The sequence below is a fragment of the Rhodovulum kholense genome, from assembly GCF_003053725.1.
Taxonomy (GTDB): Bacteria; Pseudomonadota; Alphaproteobacteria; order Rhodobacterales; family Rhodobacteraceae; genus Rhodovulum; species Rhodovulum kholense.
Map to the genome: position 1 here is coordinate 61,667 of NZ_QAYC01000005.1, position 13,641 is coordinate 75,307.

The 13,641-nt window shown below is 68.5% G+C and carries 13 protein-coding genes; 5 read left to right on the forward strand and 8 right to left on the reverse strand.

Annotated features, from left to right (window positions below; genetic code table 11):
* Positions 1 to 91: 91 nt before the first annotated feature.
* Positions 92 to 1,282: a phosphoglycerate kinase gene (locus C8N38_RS08380; RefSeq protein ID WP_108026065.1), complete on the reverse strand. Its 1,191-nt coding sequence runs from the start codon at positions 1,280 to 1,282 to the stop codon at positions 92 to 94.
* 147 nt (positions 1,283 to 1,429) lie between these two features.
* On the opposite strand from C8N38_RS08380, the gene C8N38_RS08385 reads away from it, so the two are divergent.
* The 3 genes from C8N38_RS08385 (at position 1,430) to C8N38_RS08395 (ending at position 3,959) form a co-directional block, all read left to right on the forward strand.
* The gene (locus C8N38_RS08385) at positions 1,430 to 1,936 is read left to right on the forward strand and encodes a peptidylprolyl isomerase (RefSeq protein ID WP_108026067.1); all 507 of its coding nucleotides are present in this window, start codon (positions 1,430 to 1,432) and stop codon (positions 1,934 to 1,936) included.
* On the forward strand, positions 1,929 to 2,480 hold the full coding sequence (locus C8N38_RS08390) for a peptidylprolyl isomerase (protein ID WP_108026069.1): 552 nt from the start codon (positions 1,929 to 1,931) through the stop codon (positions 2,478 to 2,480). The genes C8N38_RS08385 and C8N38_RS08390 overlap by 8 nt, the downstream gene beginning before the upstream one ends.
* Before the next feature lie 159 nt (positions 2,481 to 2,639).
* Positions 2,640 to 3,959 (forward strand): VPLPA-CTERM sorting domain-containing protein, encoded by a 1,320-nt coding sequence (locus tag C8N38_RS08395; protein ID WP_108026071.1) that lies wholly within the window; start codon positions 2,640 to 2,642, stop codon positions 3,957 to 3,959.
* A 76-nt stretch (positions 3,960 to 4,035) separates the two neighbouring features.
* On the opposite strand, the gene tyrS is transcribed toward C8N38_RS08395, so the two are convergent.
* Positions 4,036 to 5,289 (reverse strand): tyrosine--tRNA ligase, encoded by a 1,254-nt coding sequence (tyrS, locus tag C8N38_RS08400; protein ID WP_108026073.1) that lies wholly within the window; start codon positions 5,287 to 5,289, stop codon positions 4,036 to 4,038.
* 66 nt (positions 5,290 to 5,355) lie between these two features.
* On the opposite strand from tyrS, the gene C8N38_RS08405 reads away from it, so the two are divergent.
* Positions 5,356 to 6,450, forward strand: a complete 1,095-nt coding sequence (locus tag C8N38_RS08405; protein WP_108026075.1) for an anhydro-N-acetylmuramic acid kinase — start codon at positions 5,356 to 5,358, stop codon at positions 6,448 to 6,450.
* Positions 6,451 to 6,463: 13 nt separating this feature from the next.
* Here the strand turns inward: C8N38_RS08405 and C8N38_RS08410 are convergent, their stop codons facing one another.
* Positions 6,464 to 6,892: a cupin domain-containing protein gene (locus tag C8N38_RS08410; protein WP_108026077.1), complete on the reverse strand. Its 429-nt coding sequence runs from the start codon at positions 6,890 to 6,892 to the stop codon at positions 6,464 to 6,466.
* A gap of 262 nt (positions 6,893 to 7,154) precedes the next feature.
* Between C8N38_RS08410 and C8N38_RS08415 the strand changes: the two genes are divergently transcribed.
* Positions 7,155 to 7,400 carry a hypothetical protein gene (locus C8N38_RS08415; RefSeq protein WP_146176247.1) on the forward strand — a complete coding sequence of 82 codons (246 nt, stop codon included), beginning with the start codon at positions 7,155 to 7,157 and terminating at the stop codon, positions 7,398 to 7,400.
* A 137-nt stretch (positions 7,401 to 7,537) separates the two neighbouring features.
* On the opposite strand, the gene eno is transcribed toward C8N38_RS08415, so the two are convergent.
* The 5 genes from eno to C8N38_RS08440 form a co-directional block, all read right to left on the reverse strand.
* Positions 7,538 to 8,815, reverse strand: coding sequence for a phosphopyruvate hydratase (gene eno, locus C8N38_RS08420; RefSeq protein WP_108026081.1), 1,278 nt, complete (start codon positions 8,813 to 8,815; stop codon positions 7,538 to 7,540).
* Between the two features lie 48 nt (positions 8,816 to 8,863).
* The gene (locus C8N38_RS08425; protein ID WP_108026083.1) at positions 8,864 to 9,739 is read right to left on the reverse strand and encodes a DMT family transporter; all 876 of its coding nucleotides are present in this window, start codon (positions 9,737 to 9,739) and stop codon (positions 8,864 to 8,866) included.
* Positions 9,740 to 9,843: 104 nt separating this feature from the next.
* Positions 9,844 to 10,818, reverse strand: a complete 975-nt coding sequence (locus C8N38_RS08430; RefSeq protein WP_108026085.1) for a zinc transporter ZntB — start codon at positions 10,816 to 10,818, stop codon at positions 9,844 to 9,846.
* 2 nt (positions 10,819 to 10,820) lie between these two features.
* Complete coding sequence (locus C8N38_RS08435) at positions 10,821 to 12,086, reverse strand: cation:proton antiporter (protein ID WP_108026087.1); 1,266 nt, start codon at positions 12,084 to 12,086, stop codon at positions 10,821 to 10,823.
* 97 nt (positions 12,087 to 12,183) lie between these two features.
* On the reverse strand, positions 12,184 to 13,623 hold the full coding sequence (locus tag C8N38_RS08440) for a protein adenylyltransferase SelO (RefSeq protein WP_108026090.1): 1,440 nt from the start codon (positions 13,621 to 13,623) through the stop codon (positions 12,184 to 12,186).
* Positions 13,624 to 13,641 lie beyond the last annotated feature (18 nt).

Below are 13,641 nucleotides of genomic sequence, written 5' to 3' on the forward strand. Positions count from 1 at the left end.
AAAAGTCGGCGCCGCCCATCACAATGACGGCGGCCCGGGCGGGCCGCCGTTCAAGGCTGTCGATCAAACGGGGCGGCCCTGCGCCCGCAGGTCAATCCTCAAGCGCGGCGACGCCCGGCAGGGTCTTGCCTTCCATCCATTCGAGGAAGGCGCCACCCGCGGTCGAGATATAGCTGAACTTCTCGGCCGCGCCCGCGCCGTTCAGCGCCGCGACCGTGTCGCCACCACCCGCGACCGACACCAGCAGTCCGGCTTCGGTCAACTCGGCCGCCTTGGCCGCCGCCGCGTTGGTGGCGGCATCGAACGGGTCGATCTCGAAGGCGCCGAGCGGGCCGTTCCAGATCAGCGTCTTGCACTTGGCGAAGACCTCTTCGATCTGCTCGACCGACTGCGGCCCGGCATCCAGGATCATCGCATCCGCCGGGCAGGCATCGGCCGGAACCGTCTCGTTCACCGCGCCCGCGCGGAATTCGCGCGCCACCACCACATCGACCGGCAGCACGATCCGACAGCCCGCGGCATCGGCCTTGTCCTTGATGTCGCGTGCGGTGCCGGCCATGTCATGCTCGCAAAGCGACTTGCCGACATTGATGCCCTGGGCAGCAAGGAAGGTGTTGGCCATGCCGCCGCCGATCACAAGAAAGTCGACCTTTCCGACGAGATTGCCCAGCAGGTCGAGCTTGGTCGAGACCTTGGCCCCGCCCACCACGGCGACGAGCGGCCGCGCCGGGTTGCCCAGCGCGCCTTCCAGCGCGGTCAACTCGGCCTCCATCAGCCGTCCCGCGCAGGAGGGCAGCAGCTTGGCGATGCCTTCGGTCGAGGCATGCGCCCGGTGCGCGGCCGAGAAGGCGTCGTTCACATAGATGTCGCCAAGGGCGGCCATCGCGGCAGCCAGCGCCGGGTCGTTCTTTTCCTCGCCCTCGTGGAACCGGGTGTTTTCCAGCAGCAGGATATCGCCCTCGCTCAGCGCGGCGACGGCCTGCTTGGCGGGCAGCCCGATGCAGTCATCGGCGAAGATCACGCCGCGGCCGAACGCCTCTTCCAGCGCGGGCAGGGTGATCTTGAGGCTCATCTCGGGCACGACCTTGCCTTTGGGCCGGCCGAAATGGGCCAGCAGCACGGGCTTGCCGCCCGCCTTCAGGATGTCCTCGACGGTCGGCTTGATCCGCTCGATCCGCGTCGCGTCGGTCACCCGGCCATCCTCGACCGGTACGTTGATGTCCACCCGGACCAGGACCACCTTGCCGGCAAGGTCCATGTCGTCGAGGGTCTTCCAGGGCATGCGTCGTCCTCCCGAAGGGCTCACGTTGGCGTTAATTCGCCCGAAGTGCCGGAAAGGTCAATGGCCGGTCCCCTCGGCGCCTCTTTTCATCGCCTTTCCGCCGCACTAGTGTCTCGGCCCGACAGAGATCCCGAGGAGGAACCGGCGATGACCGAGATCAAGGACCCCGAGAACACCATCATCATGGAACTGAAGGGGGGCCGCGTCGTGATCGCGCTTCTGCCCGAGGTCGCTCCGAAACATGTCGAGCGGATGAAGGCGCTGGCCCGGGCCGGGGACTATGACAATGTCGTGTTCCACCGCGTGATCGAGGGCTTCATGGCCCAGACCGGCGATGTCGAGCACGGTAATGCCGAAAAGGACTACAACCCCGGCCGTGCCGGGACCGGCGGGTCCGAAATGCCCGACCTGCCCGCCGAATTCTCCAAGCTGCCCCATGACCGGGGCACGCTGGGCGCGGCGCGGTCCTCGAACCCGAACTCGGCCAATTCGCAATTCTTCATCAACTTCGCCGACAACCATTTCCTGAACGGCCAGTACACCGTCTATGGCCGCGTCATCGAGGGCATGGAACATGTCGACGCCATCACCCGGGGCGAACCGCCGGCCAATCCCGACCGCATGATCAGCGTCAAGGTCGCCGCCGATGCGTAACCTTCTGGTCGCGCTGCTCTGCACCCTGGCGGGACCGGCGCTGGCGACCGGTCTCGACATCCAGGTGGCGGGAGAGGGGGCGAACGGCACCGTCCATGTCGAGCTGCTGGACGATGTGGCGCCCAACCACGTCCAGCGGATCGTCGAGCTGGCCCGCGAGGGCGCCTATGACGATGTCGTCTTCCACCGGGTGATCGACGGTTTCATGGCGCAGACCGGCGATGTCGAATTCGGCAAGCTCGGCATGGACATGCGGCGCGCGGGCACCGGCGGGTCGACCCGTCCCGACCTCAAGGCCGAATTCTCGGACGTGCCCTTCGAGAGGGGCACGGTCGGCATGGCGCGCTCGGCCAACCCGGATTCGGCCAATTCGCAGTTCTTCATCATGTTCGCCCCGGCGCCGCATCTGAACGGTCAGTACACGGTCGTCGGCCGGGTGACGAAGGGCATGGACGTGGTCGACGCGATCAAGCGCGGCTCGGGCCGGAACGGCGAGGTCACGGGACAGCCCGACCGCATGGTCAAGGTGAGCGTGACCGACTAAGCTCTTCTTCCGCGTGCGAAAACAGGGGCGGGGCCTGCGGGCTCCGCCTTTTTTGCGACCGAGAGGCCAAATCCGGCTTCCGGCTCGCCGGGCTGTCACGGATCTGTTAACTCTGCCGGGTAGCGGGAAGGCATTTGAGACCTTGCCGGGGGGCCACCAATGAAACGGATTCTTCTTCTGACGACGATGGGCGTGCTGGCGGGGCCGGGACTGGCCCTGGCCAACTGCACGCCGGACAAGCCGGATGCGGGCGATGTCGTGTTCTGCATGGGCGCCGATACCGACGGCTTTTCCGACGGCTCGGACGATCTGACCGTCTATGTCCAGGCCGGGGCGTCGGTCGCGCCCGCGGCGGCCGACACGGACGCCGTCAAGATCAAGGGCGACGGCAACACGCTGCTGAACAGCGGCACCATCGACGGCAGCGATGACGCGGTCGTGGCGGGCGACGATCTGACCCTGAACAATGACGGCACGATCCGCGCGGCCGATGACGGTGTCGATACCGAGGGCCATGACGGGCTGACCCTGACCAATACCGGGCTGATCGAAACCCCCGGCAAGGCGGTCAAGGCGGGGCCCGACGACGACGACGCGGGCGGCAACGGCCTGACGCTGGTCAACACGGCCGGGGCGGTGATCCGCTCGACCGGCAACGAGGGGATCGAGACCGGCAACGGTGCCGACATCACCAACAAGGGCACGATCGAGGGCTTCGACGACGCCATTCAGGTCGGCGAGAACGCGACCATCGTCAATTCGGGGCTCATCGCCAATATCCAGAACCCCGGCGACAGCGACGATCCGCAGGACGCCATCGACATCGATTCAGGCTATATCCGCAACGAGGCGACCGGGGTGATCCGCTCGACCGTCGATGCCGCCATCGACTTCGACCCGGGCACCGGGGCGGGGGTCATCGACAATTTCGGGCTGATCTCGGGCACCGTCGCGGTCGAGACCGACGAGGCCGTGACCCAGGACATCGCGGTCTACAACTCGGGTACGCTGATGAGCACGCGCGACGGTGCGGCCAACCCGACCGGGCTCGCACTGCAGCTGCGTGCGGGCAACGATGTCTTCGTCAGCCTCGAGGGCAGCAGCGTGATCGGCGGGGCCGAATTCGGCGCGGGCGACGATGCCTTCGATCTGATCGGCCCCTTCTCGGGCGTCTTCGGCGGCGCGGGGGCGCTGTTCGACGGCGGCGAGGGGCAGGACCAGTTCTCGGCGCTCGACTATGCCTTCGACATGCTGACCGCGACGCTCAAGGGCTCGATCCTCGGGCTGAGCTTCGAGAACGGGGCCGACAGCTTCTCGGTCGCGCTGACCGGGTTCGAGATCTTCAACTTCAAGGACGCGTCCTATGGCTATGACGCCATCGCCGCCATTGCCCAGCCGGCGCCGGTGCCGCTTCCGGCCGGCGGCGTGCTGATCGTCAGCGCGCTGGCGGGGCTGGGGCTGCTGCGCCGCCGCCGCTAAGCGGGCAGGGGCCGAAACGAAAAGCGCCGCGCGGACAGTCCCCGCGCGGCGCCTTTTTTCGGGACGGGCCTCCGGCTCAGTCGCCGAGCCGCACCAGTGCATGACGCTTCTTGCCCGCCGACAGCTTGATCGGCTCGGCCAGCATCGCGGCATCGACCATCAGCCCGGCATCGGTCAGCGGTTCGTCGTTCAGGCGGGCGCCGCCTTCGGCGATCAGCCGCTTGGCCTCCTTGCCCGATTTCGCAAGGCCCGCCCGGGTGATGAGCTGCACGACCGAAATACCCTCGGCCAGTTCGCCCGCGCTCAGCGCGACCGTCGGCAGGTCCTCGCCCACGCCGCCCTTCTCGAAGACCTCGCGCGCGGTCGCCTCGGCGGCTTCGGCCGCCGCCCGGCCATGGGCCAGCGCCGTGACCTCGTTTGCCAGCACGATCTTGGCATCGTTGATGGCGTTGCCTTCCAGCGCCCCCAGGCGTTCGCATTCCCCGAGGGGAAGTTCGGTGTAAAGCTTCAGGAACCGTCCGACATCGGCATCGGTGGTGTTGCGCCAGTACTGCCAGAACTCGTAGGGGCTCAGCATGTCGGCATTCAGCCAGACCGCGCCCGACTGGCTCTTGCCCATCTTCTTGCCGTCCGAGGTGGTCAGCAGCGGCGAGGTCAGCCCGAAGATCTCGGCATCCAGCACCCGGCGCGTCAGGTCGATCCCGTTGACGATGTTGCCCCACTGGTCCGACCCGCCCATCTGCAGAAGGCAGCCGTAGCGGCGGTTCAGCTCGAGAAAGTCGTAGGCCTGCAGGATCATGTAGTTGAACTCGAGAAAGCTCAGCGACTGTTCCCGGTCGAGCCGCGATTTCACGGACTCGAAGCTGAGCATCCGGTTGACCGAGAAATGCCGCCCGATATCGCGCAGGAAATCGAGGTAGTTCAGCCCGTCCAGCCATTCGGCATTGTTCAGCATCAGCGCGTCGGTCGCGCCCTCGCCGAAGGTGACATAGCTGGCAAAGACCCGTTTGATGCCCGCGATGTTGGCGTCGATCTGCTCGGGCGTCAGCAGCGGGCGTTCGTCGGCCCGGAAGGACGGATCGCCCACCTTGGTTGTGCCGCCGCCCATCAGGACCAGCGGCTTGTGGCCGGTCTTCTGCAGCCAGCGCAGCATCATGATCTGGATCAGGCCGCCCACATGCAACGACTTGGCCGTTGCATCGAAGCCGATATAGGCGGGCACCACTCCGGCAACCAGAGCCTCGTCCAGGCCCTGATAATCGGTGCAGTCGGCCAGAAAGCCGCGCTCGATCATCACGCGCAGGAAGTCCGATTTCGGGTGGTAGGTCATCGCCTCTTGTCCCTTGGGTTAAAGTTTCGCCGTGGTATATCGGCGGCAGACCGGGAGGGAAAGACCATGATCGACGGCGGGACGGTGCGGGTGCTGGGGACCATGTCGGGCACGTCGCTCGACGGGGTCGATGCGGCGCTGATCGAGACCGATGGCGAGACCCTCTTCGGCTTCGGTCCCAGCGCCTATCGCGCCTATGCGCCGGAAGAACGGGCGGTGCTGGCGGCGGCGCTGGGGCGCTGGCCGGGCGATCCGGGGGTGGCCGAGGCGGCGGGCGTGGTCGAGGCCGCGCATGCCGAGGTCATGGCGCGGATTGCGGGTGCCGATCTGGCAGGGGTGCATGGCCAGACGCTGGCCCATGATCCGGGCGGGCGCGGCACCCATCAGGCGAGCGATGGCGCGGTGCTGGCACGCGCGCTGGGCCTGCCCGTGGTCTGGGATTTCCGCAGCGCCGATGTCGCCGCGGGCGGGCAGGGGGCGCCGCTGGCGCCGTTCTACCATTTCGCCTGCGCGCGCCGGGCCGGGCTGACCGAACCGGTGGCCTTCCTCAATCTGGGCGGCGTCGGCAACCTGACCTGGGTCGATCCCGGCCGCGCGCGCCCCGAGGACGAGGGCGCGTTGCTGGCCTTCGACACCGGCCCCGCCAACGCGCCGATCGACGATCTGATGCGGGCGCGGCTGGGCCAGAGCTGTGATCGCGACGGCGCGCTGGCCGCCGCCGGGCGGGTGGACGAGGCGGTGCTGGCCTGGCTGCTGGAGCAGCCCTATTTCCGCGCGCCGCCGCCCAAGTCTCTGGACCGGAACGCCTTTGCGGGGCTCTCGGACCGGGTCGCGGGGCTGAACGACGCCGATGCCGCCGCTACGCTTGTGGCCGTCGTCGCGGCCTCGGTCGCGGCCGGTCTCGAGGCGTGCCCGGTCCGTCCGACGCGGCTGCTGGTCACCGGCGGCGGGCGGCGGAACCCGGTCCTGATGCGGATGATCGCCGAACGCACGGGCCTTGCGGCCGAACCCGTCGAGGCGCTGGGGCTCGATGGCGACATGCTCGAGGCGCAGGCCTTCGCCTATCTCGCAGTGCGGGTGGCGCGCGGCCTGCCGACCTCCTGCCCTGGCACGACCGGGGTTGACCGGCCGGTCTTGGGCGGGCGGATCTCGACGCCCTGAGGGCGGCCGAAGCTCAGGCCCGCGGGATGTCGAAGCCGGGCGGGGCCATCTCGAACCCCTCGAAGCGGAAACCCGGGCTGACCGTGCAGCTGACCAGCGTCCAGGCGCCCAGCGGGCGCGCGGCCTGCCAGTGACCGGCGGGAACGAGGCCCTGCGGCCGCGCGCCCCGGGTCAGATCCGCCCCAAGGATCATCGGAACGGCCGGTCCTGCGTCGGTCGCCGACACGGTCAGTTCCAGCGGATCGCCCGCGTGATAAAGCCAGATCTCGTCGGCATCGACCCGGTGCCAGTGACTGCGCTGACCCTCGGCCAGCAGGTAGTAGATCGCGGTTCCGGCGGGGCGGGTGCCGGGCGCGGCCTCGGCCACCCAGGTCTGGCGATACCAGCCCCCTTCGGGATGCGGGGCAAGCCCGAGCGTCGCGATGATCTCGTCCGCAGTCATGGCGTGAGCCTAGCGGGGCGGCGTCTGTGGGGGAAGCGGGTTCGCCGGCGGGCGGGCGGCGGATTTCGGCCAGCGGGTGCCGGTCATGCGTGTGGACCCCGAGAAGGGGACATGAAACCGCATGAGAAAGGTGCTAAGAGCACGTCCCATAGGCAACGGAAAACGCGCGGAAAACCATCCGCCTGCTGCAAAATCTGAAACGGCGATCCCGTCAGGGGGTCGGCGGCGTTTTCCTGTTGTCGCCATGCAAGGGGACACAAGGATGAGCATGACCGAAGACACAGATGCGCCCGAGCGGCGCGAACACCTGTCGAACGACGATATTGTGTCGCGAATTCTAGGGTTTACCCTTTTCTGCATGGGGCTTTCCCGCGCCCCTGCGGATCAGGTCGCCCGCGGTCGTGGATGGCTGGACGAGATGGGCCAGCCGACGCCCGATGGGAAAGCCCTGATCGAAGCTCTGATGAGCCGCGATTCGGCCTACGGGGTCTACAAGTTGGTATACTGATGTAGACGGGGGCATGCAAGCCGGAACTGCGACGGCAGGTCGCGGGACCGGCTGCGGCCAATTGGCAGCCGCCGGACAGGAAAAAGGCGCGTGCCCGGGGGGGGCCGCGCCTTTCTTTTGTCATCGGGCTGTCGGGATCAGCCGCGCAGGATCGAGGTCCCCGCATATTCGGCGGTCTCGCCCAGCATTTCCTCGATGCGGATCAGCTGGTTGTATTTCGCCAGCCGGTCCGAGCGCGACAGCGAGCCGGTCTTGATCTGCCCGCAATTGGTGGCGACGGCCAGATCGGCGATGGTCGCGTCCTCGGTTTCGCCCGAGCGGTGCGACATCACGTTGGTATAGCGCGCGCGATGGGCCATATCGACGGCCTTCAGCGTCTCGGTCAGCGACCCGATCTGGTTGACCTTGACCAGCATCGAGTTGGCGACGCCGGCCTTGATGCCATCCGCGAGCCGTTTCGGGTTGGTCACGAACAGATCGTCGCCCACCAGCTGCACCTTGCTGCCCAGCGCGTCGGTCAGCAGCTTCCAGCCGTCCCAGTCATCCTCGGCGCAGCCATCCTCGATCGAGATGATCGGGTAGTCGGCACAAAGCTTCGACAGATAGTCCACGTTCTCGGCGGCGGTCAGGCTGAGACCCTCGCCTTTCATCTCGTATTTGCCGTTCTCAAAATACTCGGTCGAGGCGCAGTCGAGGGCGAGATAGATGTCCTCGCCGGGTTTGTAGCCCGCCTTCTCGATGCTTTTCAGGATGAAGTCGAGCGCGTCGCGGGTCGAGTTCAGCGCGGGGGCAAAGCCGCCCTCGTCGCCGATGGCAGTGTTGTGGCCCGCGGCGGCCAGTTCCTTCTTGAGGGTGTGGAAGACCTCGGACCCCATGCGCACGGCGTCGCGGATCGTCTCCGCGCTGACCGGCATGATCATGAATTCCTGGATGTCGATGGGGTTGTCGGCATGTTCGCCGCCGTTGATGATGTTCATCATCGGCACCGGCAGGATGCGGGCCGAGGTGCCGCCCACGTAGCGGTAGAGCGGCTGGGCGGTGTAATCGGCAGCGGCCTTGGCGGCGGCCAGCGACACGCCGAGAATGGCGTTGGCGCCGAGGCGGCCCTTGTTCTCGGTGCCGTCGAGCTCGATCATGGTGGCGTCGATGGCGACCTGCTCGGTCGCGTCGAAGCCCACCAGCGCCTCGGCGATCTCGCCGTTGACGGCGGCCACGGCGTCCAGCACGCCCTTGCCCATGTAGCGGGACTTGTCGCCATCGCGGCGTTCGACGGCCTCATGGGCGCCGGTCGAGGCACCCGAGGGCACGGCGGCCCGGCCCATGGTGCCGTCCTCGAGGATCACGTCGACCTCGACGGTGGGGTTGCCGCGGCTGTCGAGGATCTCGCGGCCGATGATGTCGATGATGGTGCTCATGGGGGGGCAGTCCCTTTCTAATGCACGAAGAAAAACTCGGGCCGAGTTCTAGCGTCCGGCGCGGCGAAGGGAAAGGGTGCGTTCGCGCCAGAGGGTATAGAGCCCCGAGGCGATGATCACGGCCGCCCCGATCAGGGTCAGTGTATCGGGGCGCTCGCCGAAGGCCAGCATGGCGATGACAAGGGCGAAGATCAGCCGCGTGTAGCGGAACGGCGTCACCACAGCGACATCGCCGACGCGCATGCCCTCGACGATGGCGTAATAGCCCGCGATCCCCATCACCAGGGCGCCGAACAGCGAGATGGCCTCGGCGCGGTCGATCGCCACGGGGGCCTGGCCGAGCCCCATCATCACCAGCCCCACCGGCACCAGCATGAAGAAGCCATAGGCCGAAAGCTGCAGCGAGCCCACATTGCGCGGCGTGGCCCGGGTCGCGAGATCGCGCAACGCCAGCCCGAAGACCGCAACCACCGCGAAGATCGAGGCGGGCTCGAAACCGTCGAGCCCGGGGCGCACGACGAGAAGAACGCCGAGAAAGCCGACAGAGATCGCGGTCCAGCGCCGCCAGCCGACCTGCGCCCCCATGAACAGCGCCGCGCCCAGTGTGACGGCCAGGGGCGTTGCCTGCAGGATGGCCGAGGCCGAGGCCAGCGGCGTAAGCGCGATGGCGGTGACATAGCAGAGCGTGCCGACGATCTCGCCGAGATTGCGCAACAGGACCGGGCGGCTCAGAAGCGCCCGCGACCAGAGCCGCTGCCCGCGTCGCAGCGCCATCAGCGAGAAGATGACGCCGCCGCCCAGCCCCAGAAGCGTGAGGATCTGCCCGATCGGCAGCGTCGCGGCCACGGTCTTGACGAACATGTCCTCAAGGGCAAACGCGGCCATTGCCGCGACCATCAGCACGATGCCGCGCATGTTGTCCATTTTTCAGGCGTCCTCAGGAAAGGGTGTCGGTCCCGATTATCGGCCCGAAGCGCCAGAGGAAAGTGAAATCGCCCTTTGTCCGGCCCGTCTGGCAGCGCCCGGGATCAGAGCCAGCGCAACAGCCGGAACAGCGCCAGAAGCCCGAGAGCCAGGACCACATTGGCCGCCGAGAGCAGGGCGAAGGCCCAGGGGTTGGCGGTGCCCGGCATGCCCGCGACGTTCACCCCGAAGAGCCCGGTCAGGAAGCCCAGCGGCAGGAAGATCGCCGCCACCACCGACAGCACATAGCCGTTGCGGGCCATGACCGTGCCGCGCAGCCCTTCCAGATGGTCATGCAGCGCCACCAGCCGGGCTGCCACCGCGTCAAGCTCCTCGACCGTGCGTGCGGCGCGGTTGGCGCTTTCGCCCAGAAGGATGCGCGCCTCGGCGTCGATCAGCGCTGTCTGCCCTTCGGACAGCCGCCCCAGTGCCTCGCGCTGCGGCCCGGCATGGCGGCGCAGCCGGATCGCCTTGCGCCGCAGGGGCGCGAGGTCGACGGCGCGGTCCTCTTCCTCGCGCTCGAGGATCGCCTCCTCAAGCTCGTCGGTCAGGTCCTCTAGCTCGACCGAGACCGCCTCGAACCGGTCGGTCAGGCCCTCGGCGATCTCGGCGAGGAAGGCGCCGGGGCTTGGCGGCGCGGTCCCGGCCGCGGCCGCGCGGCGCAGATCGTCGAGCGCGAAGACCTTGCTGCGGCGCACGCTGACCACCAGCCCCGGCGCGACCCAGATCCTCAGCGAGACCATGTCCTCGGGCTCGGCGCCGGCGTTGAGGTTGACGCCCCGCAGGTTGACGATGAGCCCGCCCTCGAGCGGGGTGCAGCGCGGGCGGGTTTCGGTCTGGAGAATGGCCTCGGCCGCGACTGCGGGCAGATGCGCCTCGGTCCAGTCGGCGAGCGCCGGATTGGCCAGCGCGAAATGCAGCCAGCGCCAGGCGGCGCCGGGGCCGGGGGCCGCGGCGGGCCAGGCTTCGGCGATCGGCCGGGCGGTGCCGTCGGGGCCGATGTCGAAGGCGGCCAGCGGGTGGGGCGGGACGGGGTTCATGGCTAGACCAGTTTGGGTTCGCGGCTGAAGCGGCGGGCGAGCGCGCCGACCGACAGCCCCTGCACCAGGATCGAGAAGACCACGATGACATAGGTCGCGGTCAGGATCAGCGGTTTCCAGTCGCTGTCGGGCAGGCTCAGCGCCAGCGCGACCGAGATCCCGCCCTTGAGCCCGCCCCAGGTCATGATCGGGATGGTGCCGCGTTCAAAGCCCTGGCGCCGCCCGATCAGCAAGACCGGCACCGCGACCGACACCAGCCGCGCGGCCAGCGACAGCGCCACCGCCGCGACCAGCGTCTCGATCCCGTCAAGATCGAAGGCGACCGCGAAGACCTCGATCCCGATCAGCAGGAACAGGACCGCGTTGAGGATCTCGTCGATCATCTTCCAGAAGGCATCGACATATTTCCGGGTCTCGTCCGACATGCCGTATTTCATGCCGACATGGCCGATCATCAGCCCGGCCACCACCGCCATGATCGGCGCCGAGACCCCGGCCGCCACCGCCAGTTCGTAGCCCCCGAAGGCCAGCGCCAGGGTGATCAGCACCTCAAGCGCATAGTCGTCGATCCGGCGCATCACCCGGAAGGTCAGCCAGCCCAGCACGCCCCCCAGCAGCGCGCCGCCCACCGCCTCGCGCAGGAACAGCATCGCCGCTGCGGCAACCGCGTTTCCGCCCTCGGCCGCGCCATGGGCGCCATGGGCCGCCGGGAAGGCCAGCCCGATCAGGATCAGGAAAACCACATAGGCCACCCCGTCGTTGAAGAGGCTTTCGCCGGCGATGGTGGTTTCCAGCGACCGGCTGAGCCTGGCCGCGCGCAGCACCCCCAGCACCGCCACCGGGTCGGTCGGCGAGACGACGGCGCCGAAGACAAGCGCCACCAGAAGTGGCATGCCGGTCAGCCAGGAAAAGCCCACGCCCACCACCGCGACCGACAGCGCGACGCCGATGGTCGCCATCACGAAGACGCTCAGCGCCTGGGCGCGCAGATCCTCGACCTTCACATGCAGCGCGCCCGCGAACAGCAGCAGGCCCAGCATGCCTTCCAGCAGCGCGTCGGAAAAGTCGATCCCCAGCACCAGATCGCGCAGCCCGCTGCCGATTCCGAGCCCCGGCACCAGCGCATCGAGCGCCATCGCGGCCAGCGAGACGATGAGCGCGACCAGCAGGATGCCGATGGCCTGGGGCAGGCGGAGGACGAAATAGTTGATGGTGCCGAAAAGTGCGGCCAGCACGATCAGCAGGGAGGCGAGTTGAAGAGGCGGCATGCCGGGGTCCAGGGGTCGTTGAGGGGGCGCAGTCAGGGACCATGGCTAGCCCGATCCCCGCACGGGGCAAAGCGGAAACGCCCCGTCAGGGGGCGGGTCAGGTGCCGCAGAAGGTCTGGCGGACCTCTTCGCCGGGGGCAGGCGGGGCGCGGAAGGCACGAGCCTCGTCCTGCGCATCGAAGGGGCGGGCCAGCACCTGATGCAGCTGCTCGAACGGGGCCAGATCGCCCGCGCGGGCGGCCGCGATCGCCGCCTCGACCCGGTGGTTGCGGGGAATATAGGCGGGGTTGGCGGTGCGCATCCGGGCCTGGGCCGCAGTGGGCGAGGTGCCCTCGCGGTCGAGCCGGGCCTGCCAGCGCGCGGTCCAGGCCTCGAGTCCTGCGCGGTCGCGAAGCCTGCCGGGCGACCGGCCCTCGGCCAGGTCGCGGAAGGTGTTGGTGAAATCGGCCCGCTCGGCGGCCATCAGGTCCAGAAGCCCGTGGATCAGCTCGGCATCCCCGTCCTCGGCGGTGCCAAGCCCGATCTTGGGGCGGAAGGCATCGAGCCAGGCCGCCTTGAAGAGATCGGGAAAGCCGTGCAGGGCTGCGGTCGCGGCCTCGATGGCGCGCTCACGGTCGGGGTCGATCAGCGGCAGCAGGGCGGTCGCCAGCTGAGCCAGGTTCCAGACCGCGATATCGGCCTGCCGCCCGTAGGCATAGCGCCCGAACTGGTCGATGGAGCTGAAGACCGTGTCCGGGTGATAGCCGTCCAGGAAGGCGCAGGGGCCATAGTCGATGGTCTCGCCCGCGACCGAGGTATTGTCGGTGTTCATCACCCCGTGGATGAAGCCCACCCCCATCCATTGCGCCACCAGCCGCGCCTGGGCGGCCAGCACCGCGCCCAGCATGTCCAGCACGGTCTCGGTCTCGGGGTAATGGCGGGCCATCACGTGGCGGGCCAGCGCCTCGAGCGCATCGGTATCCTTGCGCACCGCGAAATACTGGAAGGTGCCGACGCGCACATGGCTGGCCGCGATGCGGGTCAGCACGGCGCCGGGCAGGCGGGTCTCGCGGATCACCTCCTCGCCGGTCGCCACGGCGGCCAGCGCGCGAGTCGTCGGAATGCCGAGCGCGTGCATCGCCTCGGACACCAGGTATTCGCGCAGCACCGGACCCAGCCAGGCGCGCCCGTCGCCCATCCGCGAATAAGGGGTGCGGCCCGCGCCCTTCAGCTGAAGGTCGTGCCGGGTGCCGTCAGGCGCCACGACCTCTCCCAGAAGGATCGCGCGGCCATCGCCCAGTTGCGGCACGAAGCCGCCGAACTGGTGCCCGGCATAGGCCTGGGCCAGCGGCTCTGCGCCCTCGGGCAGGCGGTTGCCGGCCAGCGTCTCGACGCCCTCGGGCGAGGCCAGCGCCTCGGGGTCGAGCCCCAGCGCCTCGGCCAGCGGCCGGTTCAGCGCCAGCAGTCGCGGCGCGCGCACCGGCTCGGGGGCCTGACGGCTGAAAAACCGGTCCGGCAGGCGGGCATAGGAATTGTCGAAGCGGATCGAAAGGGTCATGCCGCGGACGTAGACCGG